Source organism: Thiorhodovibrio frisius, assembly GCF_033954835.1.
Lineage (GTDB): Bacteria > Pseudomonadota > Gammaproteobacteria > Chromatiales > Chromatiaceae > Thiorhodovibrio > Thiorhodovibrio frisius.
In genome coordinates this window covers 1,269,589-1,285,729 of the sequence record NZ_CP121471.1, presented here as the reverse complement: position 1 = coordinate 1,285,729, position 16,141 = coordinate 1,269,589, and the positions used below count along the sequence as shown (strand labels likewise).

Here is a 16,141-nt window from a genome sequence, read left to right as displayed (position 1 = left end):
ACGAGAAAGCGACGCAGCGCGTTGGCGTGCCACCGGTATTACTGCCCCTTACTGCGAAACAGCAGGTTCATTCTCCGGGGTGCCCAAGGCTATGACAATTGAGGAGAAACTGTGATGAGAGTGGGAAGAGTCGCATTATTTGTTCTTTTTGCCTTTGCGAGCATTATTGTTCCCGTCGTTGTGATCCTCGTCTATGCCCTTCTGACCTTTCAGCCGCCCTTCATAGTCACGGCTCCTGTCACTGCCGAGACAATTGAACTGCTTCCACTCGACCAGGACTCGCGCAATCCCGCCCGGGTCGAACAAGAACGAGACATCCTCGACGTAGTCCAGTCGATCTCTGTCCAGTTTCCCGACGGCGGTCGCGTGGTTTTGATGGAATTCCCTGCCCTTGCCGACATGCCCGAGCGGTTCTCTGCGATCACCGCCGGCATCCCGACTGACTCAAAAGCACTTGTCTTAGGACGCTATCTGACTTACCACCGCCGTGACAACGGCTTGTACGGGGTGTTGTTCTATGATGCACCATGGATTCTGATCAGCGAAGCAAAGACTAAACAAGCGATTGATGAGCAGTTTCGACAAATCGCCGTACTGGAGGAGCAGCCCAAGAGCGGCTTCATAGCGCTGACGCAAGGCAATCTGGGCATGCTCTTTGGAGTCATCGGCATTTACTGCGCGCTGCTCGTCCTGCTATGGCTGAGAATGGCGAGTTGGGCCGCAGGCATTGATCGCGCCTCGGGCATTCAACCCCTGCCTGTCGAAAGCCTGCGCGCAAGACTGCTCGCTATCAATGAAACCGACGCGCCTTTTATGCTCCAGCCGGGAAAACAGCAAAATGAATTGATCGCGGAGTGGAAGTACGCTGACGCCAAGTGGGTTGGAATCATGGCTGCTGGAGGTTTGAAATCCGTCGCCCGGATCAAGCTGCGCCTGGATGGGAAATCCTGCAAAGTCCGCTCTCAAGACACTCTGTGCCGCCTTCGCTGGACTGGCGCGGCGGGAAGCGGGAGCACAGCTTCAGCGCGCCTGAGCGCATCCTGGTTCAGAGGGATTGCATTTGCTCAATACGACACCGGTTTTATCGGCGGGCTGATTCTTACCAACGATGCTCAGCCGACAGTCAGCGCCGCCTATCACTGGAAATTCAATATCCAGGAAATGAAGCAGCCGCTTGTCGCGATCATCACCCAAGCGGGATGGGATTGGAAACCCGTGATCACCTTTTCACGCCTGCTCAACGGCTAATCACGACCTGGATGCGGACGATTTCCCGCGCCTGCTGTTATGATTTGCGACCTTCGGGTAGCTGGTGATTCTACCCTCTTGTCGTCGCTCTCCTAAGTTCTACTAACAATGTCAAAGTTTCTTCCGCTAGCCCTGATTCTGGCCGTCTTGTTCCTGTCCATGGATGCCGCATGGGCTGAGGCGGCAGCCTCTGCTGAATCCGCTGAAACGCCAGACAAAGTGACTGAGCCCAGCCCGCCTCAGGGGCTTGGGAACCCGCGCGCTACCTGGTCAACACTGCAAACAGCAATCCAGGAAATCCAACAGGGTCAAGAAGAGGAGATCGAGACCGTCATCAGCACCCTGGATCTGTCCGAGATCAATCTTCTGGTTCGCAAGGAACGCGGCAAGGACCTGGCATGGCAACTGATTGATCTGCTGGGGCTGTTACCAGACCCGCCAAGCGCGGAAAAACTTTCTGACGCCCCGGACAGTGAGCCGGTCATTATCTACCAGACAGAGGCCGGACGCATCCGTCTCAGCCGCAGTGCCGGGAATGCCTGGCTGTTCGATCCCACCACCCTGGAGCAGATTCCACCGCTGCGCGACGAGCTGGACCAGATCGCCGAAGCAGTCCCGCCCGCCAGCGAATCCCAGCCAGTCAGCCAAGCCTTAGCCCCCAAACCTGATCGCTCCCATCTGCCGTGGCAGATCCGTTTTCGCCACAGCCTGCCGGCACCGATGCGCCACACCAGTTTTGTTCTGGAGAACTGGATCTGGCTGGCATTGCTCGGGCTGATCCTGCTCGGCCTGGTGATGGACAAACTGGCCAGCCTGCTCTTACGCAGCCTGGTGCGCATCGGCAAAAGGCGCACGGCATTTGCGGAAATCAAATCCGTCTCCGATGACATCCTGCGCCCCTGGGGCCTGATGGCGATGGCGCTGGTCTGGTGGGCCGGCATCAATTTGCTCAGCCTGCCGGAAGGGGCGCTGTTGGTGTTGCTGGTCGCGGTCAAGTTTTTGGCCAGTCTCTCCGGGGTGTGGGCTGCGTTCCGGCTCGTGGATGTCACCGGCGCCTACCTGAGTTACCGCGCCGCACTCACGGAAACCAAACTCGATGATGCCCTGGTTCCTCTGGTACCGCGCACGCTGAAAATCTTTGTGGCTGTGATCGGGCTGGTGTTTATCGCCGACAATCTCAAGATCGATGTCTCTTCGCTGCTCGCCGGCCTCGGTCTGGGCGGCCTCGCCTTTGCCCTGGCAGCGAAGGACATGGTGCAAAACCTGTTCGGCTCGCTCACGGTTTTGCTCGACCGGACTTTCCTGGTCGGCGACTGGATATTGGTGGGAGAAATCGAGGGCACGGTCGAGTCCATCGGCTTTCGCAGCACGCGCATCCGCACCTTCTACAACTCCTTGGTCACTGTGCCCAATTCACGCTTCATCACGGCGGAAGTGGACAACATGGGTCTTCGCCGCTACCGGCGTTACAGTACCAAACTCGGCATTACTTATGACACACCGCCGGAGAGGATCGAGGCATTTTGCGAAGGACTCCGGGAGCTGGTGCGACAGCACCCCTACATGCGCAAGGACTACTTCCACATCTATCTGAATCACTTCGGCAATTCATCGCTGGAAGTGCTGGTTTACGTCTTCTGGCAAACTCCGGATTGGAGTACCGAGTTACGCGAAAGACACCGTTTTTTGCTCGATGTGCTGCGGGTCGGAAAAGAACTCGGCGTGGAATTCGCCTTCCCGACTCAAACCCTCTATCTGAAGTCGTCAGACCAAAACGCGCCGCTCCCGGAACTGGAACTCAGCGCCGCGGAGCAAAGAGGACGGGATGCGGCCAGAGAGATTGTCACCAAAACCACCGGACTGGGAGCCAAGCCATCACCTGTCGTGATTGGATGAGTGGCCATGGATTTTTGGCTTGCTTTGGGCCGCGTAGCGGTGCAAGCCGCCTTTGGCACACGCGCTCAGGATGCCATCACCCAACGCAACACCACGGGCAGGATGAAGCTGGAAGTCAGCGCCATCAGCCCCATGGCGAGGGCCGCGAAGGCGCCGGCCAGGCTGCTAATTTGCAAGGCCCGCGCGGTGCCGATGCCGTGAGAACTCACACCCAGTGCCAGGCCGCGCGCGCGATCATCGCGCACACCCACAAGCGCCAGCAACGCCGGGCCGATCACAGCACCCAGCACTCCGGTCAAGACCACCAGCACCGCCGTTAGCGATGGCAGGCCGCCAGTCTTCTCGGCAATGCCCATGGCCACGGGCGTGGTCACCGACTTGGGCGCCAGAGACATCAGCGTTTGTCGTGAGGCACCCAGCCAGCCGGCGATGAGCACGGCGCTGCTCGCCGCGACCAGGGCTCCGGTGGCAATGGCGACCAGGATCGGCAACCACAGCCGCCGGATCAGATTGAGGTGGCGGTAGAGCGGCACGGCCAGGGCTACGGTTGCCGGTCCGAGCAGAAAATGAATGAATTGCGCCCCTTCGAAATAGGTCGGGTACTGGATGCCGGTCGCCATCAAAAGCGCCACCAGCATGAGAATCGACAGCAGCACCGGATTGAGCAGCGCCTTGCGTCCGCTGCGCTGAAATAGCCAGTCCGCCGCCAGATAGGCTAGCAGAGTCAGCGTCAGGTGCAGCAGTGGGCTGGTTGCCAGATAGGCCCAGACCGCGTCGAGGGAGTTCGCAGGAGGCATGGGTCAGGCGCCATCCTGGCGACGACCTTCGCGCCACCGAATCAATGCGTTCATCAGCAGGCCGGTGGTCACCAGCGTTAGCACTGTGCTCAACACAAGCGCCAGAGTGATGGCCAGCCATTCCTGCCGCAGCATGGAAAAATGCAGCATGACGCCTACGCCAGCAGGCACAAAGAGCAACGCAAGGTGAGCGAGCAGCCCGTCAGCAACGCGACTGAGCCCCTCGGGCACGCCGCCGCGCAGCACCAGCCCGACAAAGAGCAGCAGCATGCCGATGACCGGACCAGGCACCGGCAGACCGGTGAAGAGCACCAGGGCCTCGCCGATGAGTTGGCAGACCAGAAGCAGGGCAATGAATCCGACCGGCATGGAAGTCAAGGCGCGTGCAGGATGCCTTCGGCCGCATGCCAATCCCGGCTGATAGGCTCATTTATCAATGACATCCAGCGGCCTGGTTGATCTGCGCCAGGGTCCGGTCCCAAACCGCACGCAGTTCGGTCAGTTGCCGGTCGAGCCGATCATCGAGCCGGTTATCAAGCCGGCTATCAATTTGGCCATTAGAGGGCTGTTCAGCGCCCGGGTCTAGCGCCATTTCCATATGCTCGGCCGCTCTGCTCAGGGCGAAAGCACCAACATTGGCGGCGGCCCCGCGCAGACGATGGGCCATGGCGCGGGCCTCAGAAGGGTTGTCTTCACTCAAGGCCGTGGCGACGAAATCGACGTAATCGCGCACGGAAACGACGAAATCGCACAGGAACTCATTGATGGCTGCGCGATCATCAAAGATTTCGCAGAGATAATTGAGGTCGAGGTCCGGTTTGGCCAGGACTGTGGCTGGATCTGTCTCTGTCGGCGCTGTGGCTGCGCGCTCGAGCAATTCGGGTGCGGGCGGAATTGGCGCCGGCGCGGCAGCTTGGGTACCGACCACCGGCGGCAGCCAGCGACTTAGCATGCTTTGCAGTTCTTTCAGCCGCACTGGCTTGGCCAGCAAGTCGCTGAGGCCGGCGCTGCGGGTGCGCTCGCGCTCGGCAGTGGTGACGCCGGCGGTCAGGGCGACAACTGGCAGCTTGGCCCAGACTGGATTGGTGCGCAGTTGCTCGGTGGCGGTCAGGCCGTCCATCTCGGGCATCTGTATATCCATCAGCACCAGGTCGAAGTCGTCTTTAGCCAGTTGCTCCAAGGCTTCGCGACCGTTTTGCGCCAGCGTGACCTCGGTGCCAAGCAGGCGCAGCATGTCGGTGATGATGTGCTGGTTGATGGGCTGATCCTCGGCCACCAGAATGCGACGCCCGCGCAAGTTCAGCACGGCGCTCGGGTCATTGGATGCGACGCTGGCCTGGAACTCGACTGGCGGCTCGACCGACGCTAAGCAGACCTCGAAGGAAAAACGACTGCCAACGCCCGGGGCGCTTTCGACATCCAGACGCCCGCCCATGCGCTCGACCAGATGCCGGCTGATGCTCAGGCCCAGACCGGTGCCACCGAAACGCCGCGCGATGGAGTCATCGCCCTGGGTGAAAGGCTGAAACAGTCGCGCCTGGGTGTCCGAGTCCATGCCGATGCCGGTATCGGACACCGACCAACGCAGTCGCACCTGGTTGTCTTTGTGCTCCAGGCATTGCAGGCACAAGCTGATTTCCCCGTGCTCGGTAAACTTGATGGCGTTGCTCAGCAGGTTGGAGAGCACCTGGCGCAAGCGCAGGGCGTCGCCGAGCAGCCAACGCGGCACCGCCGGGTCGCACTCGGACACCAGTCGCAGCCCCTTGTTCTGAGCCATGGGCGCAAACAGCGAACGCTCGTTCTCAAACAGCGCCTCGCGATCAAAGGGGACAGCCTCCAGGCTGAGCTGGCCGGATTCGATCTTGGACTGATCGAGAACGTCGTTGAGGATGCCGAGCAACTGCTCGCCGGACTGATGCAGCTCTTGCAGGTACTGCCGGGTAGTCGCATCGAGCGAGCGGCGCAGGGCCAGTTCCGCCAGACCGAGGATGCCGTTCATCGGTGTGCGGATTTCGTGGCTCATGCGCGCGAGAAAGGCGCTTTTCACCTGAACGGCAGCTTTCGCCTGGGTCACCGCCTCAGTCAGGGCGGTATTGCTGACACGCAGTTGGTCTTCCAATTCATGGCGCTCGGTGATATCGACCGAGATGTTGCCAGTGCCGAGCAGCGTGCCCTGAGCGTCGAAGATGGGGTGCTTTTTGGTCAGATAGAAGCGCAGGCTACCGTCGTGCGCGATGACCGGTTCCTCGCGTGCAATGACCTCGCCAGCAGGCAAGCGCTGGGCGGCGCGCTCGTCGGCCATGTAAGTGCGCACCGGCTCGGACTCCGGGGAAACATCAAAGATCTCGGCATCGGTCTTGCCGATGAGCGCATCGACCGAGGGCTTCCCGGCCACGCGGGCAAAGGCGGCATTCGCGGCCACCACCCGCAGGTCCAGATCCTTGACCACCACGATGGCGTCGCTGTGCTCGACCACGGCGGACAGGGCTGCGGTTTTCCACTGCCACGGGCTGCGGTTTGCCACATCCTGGATTTGGTCGTCTTGTTCGCGCTGCATTCCGCTTCCGCTATCTCGTGCCATTGCTGCCCATCGCAGCGCACAGCCCCATGATGCGCCCGTTGCGCGCTGGGCACTATACGCTAGAGTGCAGTGTGATCCCCAAGCTGATCTTTCAACACCTCAATATGGGTGACGATGGTCTCGGACAGCACGCAAGCCGCTTGAAACGCCTGCTGGGCCTCATCGCGCGCCCGGCGCCGTGACTCTCCACTGTGCGCAGCACCTGACGGTAGAAGTCCTCGTGCGGCGCTTCTATCTCGTGCATCGCCGGCAGATGCCCGTAGCGCTCACCGCCGTCGCCATGGTACCACTGGCCCAAGCTACAGTGGTGAGCATCGGGAACAGCCTCGCGCGCGAGCTTAATCTGCCCGGCCAGAACGCCGCGCAGGCGCGATTTCCAGACAATGTGATTGGCCATGGCGCGGTCAAAGTCGAACCCCGAGCGGCCAAGGTCAAACTGCCCGATACGCTCGAACTGGCGCGCGCTTTCATCCCCAATGAAGACATTGGCGGAAATCATCTCTGCTGCCGCCGCATCCGTCTGCTCGGCCATGCTCGCAATGCTTGAGAGGCTGCTGTCGAGTTCCGTTGCCACCTTGCTCTTTTGTTCGGCGCCTAGGCAATGCGCTCGCTCATGGCGTCCATCTGTTCGACGCGCTCGACGATGCGCCCCAGGCGCGCGTGAGCCAAGGCCGGATCGCCACCAAGGTCGTGGTGCATGGCGCGGCCAAGGCGCCAGATCAACATGCCCTGCAACCGCAGCGCCGCTGTGGTGATCAGGATAAAAAGCCAGTGCCCGGACAGCACGCCGGCGTCGGCGGCAGGCGCGTCAAACTGCAGCAGGCCGCTACTGCCTAACACCAGCAGACCGAGCACGGCGCTGCCAGCGCAGAGTCGAAAATGCCCGTTAAAACCAGAAAGCAGATGCCCCCGCACCGGCTGTTTGCTTACCACTGAAGAATCCATGGCCGCTGCTCCTGCTTTAAGGAGTGGTTAATCCTAGAGTATCACTCACACCTTGAACCGCCCGACACGCTCAAGCTGATCGGCCGCGAGTTGCGCCAACTCGGCTGCGGCATTGTTGATTTGGCTCGAGCCGATGGTAATCTGCGCCATGGCTTCGGCGCTGTTGATCAGGTTGCGATCCACTTCCTCGGCCACCGCGCTCTGCTCCTCGGTGGCGCCAGCGATCTGCATGTTCATGTCGCGGATACGGGTAACCGCCTCGGCAATGGTGGTCAGCGCTTGGCGCGCGCCCTCGGCCATCTCGGCGTTCTTGTCCACCTGGCCACGGGCTTGTTCCATGGCGGTAACGGCCTGGCCGCTGCCTTCCTGCAAGCGCTCGATCATGGTCTGGATCTCGGTGGTGGAATCCTGCGTGCGACTGGCCAGAGTACGCACCTCGCCGGCCACCACAGCAAAACCCCGGCCCTGTTCGCCGGCGCGCGCCGCCTCAATGGCGGCGTTGAGCGCGAGCAAGTTGGTCTGATCGGCAATGCCGCGTATCACATCGAGCACCTGACCGATGTTCTCGGCGTCCTGTGACAATCGGCCGACGGCGGCAGCTGTGGTCTGAATCTGCTTGGCAGCGGTATGAATCAGCTCGGCGGCCTCGACCATCACGCTCTGGCCCTGCTGGGTTTCCTGGTCCGCCGCGCGCGCCGCCTCGGCGGCTTCAGCGGCATTTCTGGCCACCTCGGCAACTGTGGCGGTCATTTCGTTCATGGCCGTAGCGACCTGACCGGACTCCGACTGCTGGCGGCTGATCTGGTCGCTGGTGGCGCTACTGGTAGCGGTCAACTCCTCGGCCGCCGCAGCCACCCGTTCGCTAGCGGTCATGGCCTCGGCCACCAGGTCGCGCACCCGGCGCTGGAAGCGGTTGAAAGCCGTCGCCAGATCGGCGAGTTCATCCTGCCCGGTCTCAGGCAACTTGTGGGTCAGATCGCCCTCACCATCGGCAATCTCGCGCATGGTCTCGGTCGCACCTCGGATACGGCGCACAATGGCCCGAGCCAGCCAGGACATACCGATCACGCCAATAAGAACCGCGACGACGGAGAAGACGATCATGAATGCAGCCGATTGTCGGGTCTGGGCAGCGGCTTCCTCCGCCAAAGTCAGCACCTTGGCCACGGGCACCTTGATCTGCACGGCCCAGGGCGTGCCGGTTCGGCCGACTTCAATGGGCACCAGGGTAAAGATTTCCTCGGTACCTGAGGCGGAGACGGATTTCAGTTGCAGGATCTCGCCCCTGGCAATGGCCTGCTTGACCTTGTCGCCTTGGTCGTGAAGTTCGGACACATCCTTGCCGACAAGCTCAGGATGCGCGTTGCTTGCCACCAGGGTGCCATCGTTGGCAATCACGGCCACACTGGCCTGACCGTCGAACAGCCCCGCAGCGGCACGCTCGACCTGGGCTTGCAGGTCACTGAGGGTCAGATCGATACCAGCCATGCCGCGAAAGACGCCATTGAGCATGACTGGTGCTACCAGGGAGGTAATCAGCACATCCTGGCCCTGCACCTTGGCGAGGTGGGGATTAATAATGGCCTCGCGCCTGGTGTTTTTTGGAATCTGATAATAATCGCCCGCGCCCGACTGGTCGTAACCCGCCAATGCATCCATCACCAGGGTGCCGTCGGCCGCGCGATGCCAGTAGGGAATGAAGCGCCCACTGGCATCCGTGCCCGTAGTATTGGCCAGCGCGGCGTCGCGCCGGTCGAAGGCATCGGGCTCCCAGGCGGTGTAGACGCTGACGAACTCCGGGTTTTCCCGCAGCACCGCCTTGAGGATCTGGTTGATGTCCTCGCGCGAATAGAAGGCGATACGATCAGCCCAGAGCCCGGAGCCGATGATCCAGTCCCACTGCGGGATCAGTCGCCCGTAGGACAGTTTGGGCTTGGGCTCGCTGCTGCCCGGCATGGGCCAGCGGTAATGCACATAGCCTTCGCCATCATCGGCAACTTGTTCTTCAAGCGCGACAAAGAGGTTCTGGTCGCGCCCCATGGCGTTGTCGAACTTGGGGTTGTCGAGCACCTGGCCGTCCAGCTCAGTCGCAATGGGATGCATCAACATGCGCGGCACCGGCTTGAGCCTGTCTTGCACCCATAGATAATTACCGTCGTCGTAGCGCATGGCGCTCAGCACCTTCAGCGCCTCGGCCTGCGCCTGTTCGCGGGTGAGCTCACCGCGTTGTTCGGCAGCAATATAGGGAGCGATAGTAGACTCGGCCAGGTCGGCCGCCATTTCCATGCGCCGAAAGCGCTTGCGCAGACGCTCCCAGTCGGCCTCGGTCAGCTTTTCGTCATCCGGGCGCGCAGCGGAGACAAAGGCCTGGGCCAGGGTGCGCGCGGCATCGAGCGGCACCTCAAGCGAGGCATCGATACTGGCGGCCTCGCGGCTGGCGACATTTAGCGCCAGATCTTTGGCCGCTTGCAGGCCAGACTCGCGCTGGACGTCTGCCATCTCCTGCATGCGCAGGACCGCATAAGCGGTAATGACCACGCCAAGCGCGACCATGCCGAAGCCGGACCAAAAGGCGATGCGAAATCCGATAGAATGGCGATTGAACATGGATATTTCCGTCTCTTTATTTATGTTGTTTCTTGCGTTTGCGGGGGCGCGGCGGCCAGCCATTTGCCAAGCACCTCAGCCACAGACTCGGGTCTAAGCGGCTTGGCGAGGTAGTCGTTCATCCCGGCGGCCAGGCAGCGCTCGCGATCGACGGACCGGGCATGCGCGGTCATGGCAACAATGATGAGCGCCGGACTGGCGGGCTCGAAGCCCGGCACTTGGCCGCGCAGCCGCTGGGTGACCTCCAGGCCATCGAGTCCTGGCATCTGGATGTCCAGCAACACCAGATCGAAGGCCTCGGCAGCCAGGCGTTCCAGCGCTGATTCGCCGTCGCTGACCGCCAAGGCGTTGACGCTAAAGCGCTCGAGCAAGCCCAGAGCGACCTGGCGATTGGTCAAATTATCATCCACCACCAGCACCCGGGCCGATGTGTCCAGTCGCGGCAACACCGGCAGTCGGTCGCTGGTAGACGCAGGCCCAGGCACCTCGCCAGGTACCAGACGACCTAGCAGCTCTCGCAGGTCGCGCTGGCGCACCGGCTTGGGCAGCACGGCCCAGTAGCTCTGGTGCTCATCCGTGCCGGCACTCGGCGGCGCGGTTAGGGCGGGCATTAGCACCAGGCGCAGGTCATCCAGGCGCGGCTCAGCGCGAATCGCACGCGCCAGTGCCGTCGTTGCCAGCCCCGGCAGCTGTTCGGCCAGAAGCGCCAGGCTGAAAGGATCACCGGCACTCAATTGTGCATAGACCCTGGCCAGGGCTTCCTGGCCGTCACCCAGCGCCAAGGTGCGCAGACCAAAGTGATGCAGGCGCTCGACCAGGGCATCGCAGCTGCTTTGATTGGCATCGACGACCAACACCCGCTGACCGCACAGGCGCGCCGGCAGGGTGGCGGGCCGAGCCACCTGGGTCTGCACGCCAAGGCGAGCGGTGAACCAAAACTCGGCACCCTGCCCAGGTTGGCTGGTGACGCCGATCTCGCCATCCATCATCTGGGTGAGTTGATGTGCAATGGCCAGTCCGAGCCCGACACCGCCATACTCGCGGGCGCTGGAGGCGTCGACCTGGGTAAACTTCTCAAACAGACGCGCGCTGGCCTCCGGCGCCAGCCCGATGCCGGTATCGCACACAGAAAAACGCAGGACCAGGGTATCTAGCCGGTGTTCGATCAAGGCAACCCGCACCCGCACCTCGCCCTGGCTGGTGAACTTAATGGCATTGCCGACCAGATTGGTCAGCACCTGGCGCAGGCGCCCGGGATCGCCCCACAGTTGGGTTGGCACCTCGGGGTCGAGGGCGCAGATCAGTTCCAAGCCTTTTTGGTGAGCGCGATAAGCCAGCGCCGCGCCGCAGTCATCGAGCAGCTGAACCAGATCAAAGGCCCGGCGTTCGAGCTTGAGCAGGCCAGTCTCGATACAGGAGAAGTCGAGCAGGTCTTCGATCAGCCTCAGCAGTGCCTCACTGCTTTGATACACGATTTCGCAGTTGCGCTGCTGGTCCGGCGTCAGCTCGCTTGCAAGCAGCAGTTGGGTCATGCCCATGATGCCATTGAGCGGCGTGCGCAGCTCGTGACTGACATTGGCCAGAAAATCGCTCTTGGCCCGATTGGCGCTCTCGGCCTGCTCTGCCAGTTCCTGGGCATGCGCGGTGGTGGCCTCCAGCGCCTGCTCGGCGCGCTTGCGCTCGGTGATGTCGAGATCGGTGCCGCAGTACCCGCGCAGTTCGCCATCAGCGTCCAGCACCGGAATGCCATTGGTCTCGACCCAAATCCGCCGCCCATCGGCGGCCTGGACGGGGTTTTCCATACCCTCGAAGGCCTGGCGCTGGGCAAAGACCTTGAGCGCGGCCTCCTTAAATGCCTCGCGCTCCTCTGGCGGGTGCAAATCGTAAAAGTGCTTGTGCCCAACCAACTCGGTCGGGCTGTAACCAATCACCCGCTCGACACCGTCGCTCAGATAGGTGAAGAGGCCATTGGCATCCACCTCCCAGGCAACCAGCCTGCTATGCGCAGTAACCTGCTCGAAGCGCTGCTCGCTGCGCCGGCGCGCGTTTATGTCCTGCAGGGTGCCTAGCATCCAGAGTGCGCGCGAGGGTTGGCTAACCGACCACTGGGCGACCCGTCCGCGCACCGCTGTCCAAAGCCAGGAACCATCGCGATGGCGCAGGCGCATTTCGCAGCTGTAGAAGGGCGTCTTGCCGTGCAGATGCGCGTAGATCTTGCCACGCACCAACTCGCGGTCCTCGGGATGCACCATAGCGGCCCAGGTATCCATGGTCACGGGCCAGAGTTGCTCCATGGAGTAGCCCAATATCTCGGCCCAGCGTGCGTTAACGAACAAGTCGCCAGTTTCCGGTCGCCATTCCCAGGTACCGGCATGAGTGCCGTCGATAATGCCGGCCAGGCGCTCGCGCTCGCGCGCGAGCGCGTCCTCAACCTCTTTCAGGCGGGTTTGATCAAACAGATAGCCACGGACTTCCGTCACAGTGCCGTCCGCTGCACGCACCACCTGGCTGAAGTCATAAAACCAGCGATAACTCAAGCCGACCCAGTCGCGCACCTCAAGCCGATAGGATTGCTTGAAGTTCTGGTCACCGGCGGCCAGGTGGGCGGCAACCTCGTCACTGGTGCGCGTAACATCCTCGGGGTGAATGAGTTGGATAAAACGAAACTCGGGCGCGCAGAGTTCCTCCGGGGTATACCCAAGAATAGCCTCGGCATTACGCGACACCCGCCGAATGGGCCAGCCCGGCTCCAGACTCCAGACAACAGTGACCACCGGCCCGGCGGAGAACAGATCACGCTCGCCCCTTAACTCCCGCTCGACAAGAGCCAGACGCTCGGCATTCTCGACCCGCTCGGTAATGTCGAAGGCAATCTGCAGGCGTGCATAATGGCTGTCGGTCCAGGCAATCGCCTGATCGCGGCAGTCATAGCGCCGGCCATTGCGGGCGTTTTGCACTTCCCAGTGGCGCACACCGCCGGGCTGGCCGTTGCTATCAAACAGATGTTCGTGGCTGCAGTCGTCGCAACGTGCGTTACGTCCATGCAACGCTTGCCAACAGGTCTGCCCTTCGATATCGCCGAACAGGCCACGGCCATAGGCGTTGACGAACAGAATCTCGTCGCTGTCGAGATCGCTGACATAGACCAGGGCGTCGAGATTATCAAGCACCCTCAGCAAACGCCGTTCGCTGGCCACCAGAGCCTGCTCAGCGGTTTGGGCGCGGTCGGCGGTTAAACCATCGCAATGACCGGTTTTTTGGGGTTGCATAGAATTCTTGCGTTGCGGACGATCATAACGACTGATCGCACAACAAAGGCGATCACACCAACTGCCAATTAAGCGGTCTGCAAGGGTTTTGACCAGAATTCGTTATCGGGCAGACGGTCTCGCAACGCGCGAAACAGCCCGATCGCACTCTGGGCGCCTAGCTTGTATGGATCGAATTCGTCGTCGACAGAGAAGCAACGAACAATGCTGCGAATCTCAGCGGTCCAGGGCACATACGCCATGTCCCAGTCGGTAAAATCGCGCTGAGAAAGCTCCTCACAGGTAAGCAACACCGGACGGGAATGGCGATTATCGTGGACAATTCGGTGATAGGTTTCGTTAACGGCGTCACGCGAACCTTCCAGACATTGCAAAAAGTAAACCCCGTTAAAAAGCAGCATGCCGGTAATCCCAGCCTTGGCGTTCTTCTGGCGCGATACCTGAAGAATGTTAGTGATCGCATCCTTGTCAACACCGGATAATTCGCTGCAATAGATGAGTCGCGTAATGAACATGGCCAATCCTCGGGTTGTTTAACGCCAAGCCGGCGCGAGTCCGGCAAGACGATGCGCGGCCGGATTCAGTGTTTGGGAACTCAGAGAGTACAATAGTCGACAAAAATCATCAACATAAAGTCGAACGCAAAGGCATAGGTTGAGCTGGCGTCGCGCAAATTACCATGACCGAACGGCTGGGATTCGCGATAATGATCAGCACTTGACTCGCACCCGATCACTGCGAAGCTGATCGGAACCGCACCCACCGGCCCGCCTTGGCGCCGGATCTATCCATCTCATGAGGAGTTGTATGAACAACGACGACCTGAAAGATTACGTCATCAACCTGGCGGAACTGGTCGGCTTCGATCTCGAAGCCGGCACCTGGACGCAGGAACCGACCGAACTACAGCAGGTCAAGCCCGGATTGCCAATCGCCCTGTCGCGGCTATTTCTCGCCCTGCGCTGTGCCAACCCCTCCGATACCAGCGACTAACGCTCACTAGCCCGACCAGGCGACAGATGCAACCGCTGTTTCACACCAAGGCCAACCGCGCCCAGCTAAGACCCGCACCGGTGCTTGACCTGCGATTCTGAACATGGCATTCTTAGCAGTCTATTTGGCTACGTAGCTCAGTTGGTTAGAGCGCGGCACTCATAATGCCGATGTCGCTAGTTCGAATCTAGCCGTAGCCACCAACTCTCTCAAAATCAGCCGCTTTATAGCGGCTTTTTTGTGCGCCTTGTTCGACATCTAGCATTGGGGATCGGCATTTTTCTCTACGACTTTTAGATGTCGTGGTGTTGCTCGCTCAGGCACATCAGGCAAGGGAGCGGTGTCAGCCGTTGTTCAGCTTTCAGGAATGCGCAGAACCTGGCCGACGCGGATGCGGTCGCTCTCAAGCTGGTTGAGAGAGCGCAGTGATGGCAGGCTGACCTGATAATCGCGCGCAATATCGAGCAGGGTATCGCCGCGTTCGATGACATGACGGATGGAGCTGGCGCCCCTGTCATTTCTCATCGCAAACAGGGTTTGCGGCGGCGGATTGGCCTCGAAGTAGCGCTTGATTCCCACCAGAATGGCTTTCGCGACCTGGTTCTGAAAGGCTGGGTCGCGCAGGCGCTTTTCTTCCTCGGGATTGGAAATAAAGGCTGTTTCCACCAGCATGGACGGAATGTCCGGCGCTTTTAGCACAGCAAAGCCGGCGGACTGGATGCGACTCTGGTGCATTTTGCCCAGGTGTCCCAACTCGTCCAACACCGGCTTGGCCGCCAGCATGCTGTGCTCCATGGTCATGTTTTGGGTCATGTTCATCAGCACGCCAGCGACTTCTTCGTTGCTTTTCCCCAGGTCAATGCCGGCAAGAAGGTCAACCTCGTTCTCGCGTGCAGCCAGCCATTTGGCGGCCTCGCTGCTCGCGCCACGCTCAGACAGGGTAAAAACGGAAGAACCGCGTACGCTGCGATCGCGAAAGGCATCGGCATGAATTGACACGAACAAATCCGCGCGATGTTTGCGGGCGATGCGAATGCGCTCGCGCAGAATGACGAAGCGGTCGCTGTCGCGGATCATGGCCGCGCGCATCCCGGGCTCTTTATCGACCAAGCGGGCGAGAACGCGCGCAATGGCCAGGGTCACATCCTTCTCCCGAGTGCCGCGCGGGCCAACCGCCCCTGGGTCTTTGCCACCGTGACCAGCATCGATGGCAATCACCACATCGCGCGCCTTGAGCTTGACCGAGCGCTGTTGCACCGAGGGATGACCGGACAGGCCGCGCGAGGCCTCTGCCAACGCCTCCTGGCGGACTTCTTGCTCGGGTTTGGGTGTGAGGTCCACCACCAGACGATAACCATGACGCCCATCGGGTTGTAGACAGAAGCTTTTGACCCGCACCTTGCGCTTGAGGTCGAGCACGATTCTGGCGCTCTCCCCGGGGCGCTCGCCGCTGCGGATGCTTGTCAGCAGCGGATTGGTCGGATCAGGCTGGCGCAGCGGACCAGACAGGCTGACACCGGCTAAGTCGATGACCAGGCGGTCAGGTGAGTCGAGCGAGAAGATGTTGTGCTCAACCACCGGGCCCGAGGTATCGAGCACCAAGCGGGCCATTTCATTCTGGCTGGACAGACGCGCACCCTGGATCTCGACCCGAGCGGCGGCGCTTAAGCCCCATGACAGCAGACAGATGAGCAGAATGGTGATGAGTCGAATATTTTTCATAGTGCCCCCCGCAGGAAGCCTCGGACCCCAAGGTCGCAGGATTTTCGACGCTGGTGCCTCAAAGCATAGCAAGGGACGGCAAA

Annotated in this window: 12 protein-coding genes and 1 tRNA gene; 4 read left to right on the top strand and 9 right to left on the bottom strand. The window is 61.0% G+C overall.

The features are described from left to right. Nucleotides 1–114: 114 nt before the first annotated feature. Nucleotides 115–1,248 (top strand): hypothetical protein, encoded by a 1,134-nt coding sequence (locus Thiofri_RS06130; RefSeq protein ID WP_009150833.1) that lies wholly within the window; start codon nt 115–117, stop codon nt 1,246–1,248. A 108-nt stretch (nt 1,249–1,356) separates the two neighbouring features. Then, the gene (locus Thiofri_RS06125) at nt 1,357–3,144 is read left to right on the top strand and encodes a mechanosensitive ion channel family protein (protein ID WP_009150832.1); all 1,788 of its coding nucleotides are present in this window, start codon (nt 1,357–1,359) and stop codon (nt 3,142–3,144) included. Nucleotides 3,145–3,209: 65 nt separating this feature from the next. Here the strand turns inward: Thiofri_RS06125 and Thiofri_RS06120 are convergent, their stop codons facing one another. The 8 genes from Thiofri_RS06120 to Thiofri_RS06085 all read right to left on the bottom strand — a co-directional run bounded on the left by Thiofri_RS06120 (nt 3,210) and on the right by Thiofri_RS06085 (nt 13,858). After that, a complete protein-coding gene (locus Thiofri_RS06120) occupies nt 3,210–3,941 on the bottom strand; it encodes an LrgB family protein (protein ID WP_009150831.1) in 732 nt (243 codons plus the stop codon). Nucleotides 3,942–3,944: 3 nt separating this feature from the next. Continuing rightward, entirely contained in the window at nt 3,945–4,310 is a 366-nt protein-coding gene (locus Thiofri_RS06115; RefSeq protein WP_009150830.1) for a CidA/LrgA family protein, read from the bottom strand. Between the two features lie 64 nt (nt 4,311–4,374). Then, nucleotides 4,375–6,498: a PAS domain-containing sensor histidine kinase gene (locus Thiofri_RS06110; RefSeq protein WP_009150829.1), complete on the bottom strand. Its 2,124-nt coding sequence runs from the start codon at nt 6,496–6,498 to the stop codon at nt 4,375–4,377. A gap of 115 nt (nt 6,499–6,613) precedes the next feature. Beyond that, the gene (locus tag Thiofri_RS06105; RefSeq protein ID WP_083848563.1) at nt 6,614–7,096 is read right to left on the bottom strand and encodes a CZB domain-containing protein; all 483 of its coding nucleotides are present in this window, start codon (nt 7,094–7,096) and stop codon (nt 6,614–6,616) included. A gap of 20 nt (nt 7,097–7,116) precedes the next feature. Further along, nucleotides 7,117–7,467 (bottom strand): hypothetical protein, encoded by a 351-nt coding sequence (locus tag Thiofri_RS06100; protein WP_009150828.1) that lies wholly within the window; start codon nt 7,465–7,467, stop codon nt 7,117–7,119. Between the two features lie 45 nt (nt 7,468–7,512). Beyond that, nucleotides 7,513–10,074, bottom strand: a complete 2,562-nt coding sequence (locus tag Thiofri_RS06095; protein ID WP_040857531.1) for a methyl-accepting chemotaxis protein — start codon at nt 10,072–10,074, stop codon at nt 7,513–7,515. A gap of 20 nt (nt 10,075–10,094) precedes the next feature. Continuing rightward, entirely contained in the window at nt 10,095–13,343 is a 3,249-nt protein-coding gene (locus tag Thiofri_RS06090) for a PAS domain S-box protein (RefSeq protein ID WP_009150826.1), read from the bottom strand. Nucleotides 13,344–13,411: 68 nt separating this feature from the next. After that, nucleotides 13,412–13,858 carry a BLUF domain-containing protein gene (locus Thiofri_RS06085; protein ID WP_009150825.1) on the bottom strand — a complete coding sequence of 149 codons (447 nt, stop codon included), beginning with the start codon at nt 13,856–13,858 and terminating at the stop codon, nt 13,412–13,414. Nucleotides 13,859–14,150: 292 nt separating this feature from the next. Here Thiofri_RS06085 and Thiofri_RS06080 point away from each other — a divergent pair, with 292 nt between their 5' ends. Beyond that, entirely contained in the window at nt 14,151–14,336 is a 186-nt protein-coding gene (locus tag Thiofri_RS06080) for a hypothetical protein (protein ID WP_009150824.1), read from the top strand. Nucleotides 14,337–14,462: 126 nt separating this feature from the next. Next, nucleotides 14,463–14,539 (top strand) — tRNA-Met (locus tag Thiofri_RS06075). Nucleotides 14,540–14,690: 151 nt separating this feature from the next. On the opposite strand, the gene Thiofri_RS06070 is transcribed toward Thiofri_RS06075, so the two are convergent. Continuing rightward, nucleotides 14,691–16,058: an N-acetylmuramoyl-L-alanine amidase gene (locus tag Thiofri_RS06070; RefSeq protein WP_009150823.1), complete on the bottom strand. Its 1,368-nt coding sequence runs from the start codon at nt 16,056–16,058 to the stop codon at nt 14,691–14,693. Nucleotides 16,059–16,141 lie beyond the last annotated feature (83 nt).

Excerpts from the sequence above, each read along its gene's own strand:
- Thiofri_RS06130 (WP_009150833.1), top strand. The coding sequence starts at position 115 with ATGAGAGTGGGAAGAGTCGCATTATTTGTTCTTTTTGCCTTTGCGAGC.
- Thiofri_RS06125 (WP_009150832.1), top strand. The coding sequence starts at position 1,357 with ATGTCAAAGTTTCTTCCGCTAGCCCTGATTCTGGCCGTCTTGTTCCTG.
- Thiofri_RS06120 (WP_009150831.1), bottom strand. The coding sequence starts at position 3,941 with ATGCCTCCTGCGAACTCCCTCGACGCGGTCTGGGCCTATCTGGCAACC.
- Thiofri_RS06115 (WP_009150830.1), bottom strand. The coding sequence starts at position 4,310 with ATGCCGGTCGGATTCATTGCCCTGCTTCTGGTCTGCCAACTCATCGGC.
- Thiofri_RS06110 (WP_009150829.1), bottom strand. The coding sequence starts at position 6,498 with ATGCAGCGCGAACAAGACGACCAAATCCAGGATGTGGCAAACCGCAGC.
- Thiofri_RS06100 (WP_009150828.1), bottom strand. The coding sequence starts at position 7,467 with ATGGATTCTTCAGTGGTAAGCAAACAGCCGGTGCGGGGGCATCTGCTT.
- Thiofri_RS06095 (WP_040857531.1), bottom strand. The coding sequence starts at position 10,074 with ATGTTCAATCGCCATTCTATCGGATTTCGCATCGCCTTTTGGTCCGGC.
- Thiofri_RS06090 (WP_009150826.1), bottom strand. The coding sequence starts at position 13,343 with ATGCAACCCCAAAAAACCGGTCATTGCGATGGTTTAACCGCCGACCGC.
- Thiofri_RS06085 (WP_009150825.1), bottom strand. The coding sequence starts at position 13,858 with ATGTTCATTACGCGACTCATCTATTGCAGCGAATTATCCGGTGTTGAC.
- Thiofri_RS06080 (WP_009150824.1), top strand. The coding sequence starts at position 14,151 with ATGAACAACGACGACCTGAAAGATTACGTCATCAACCTGGCGGAACTG.
- Thiofri_RS06070 (WP_009150823.1), bottom strand. The coding sequence starts at position 16,058 with ATGAAAAATATTCGACTCATCACCATTCTGCTCATCTGTCTGCTGTCA.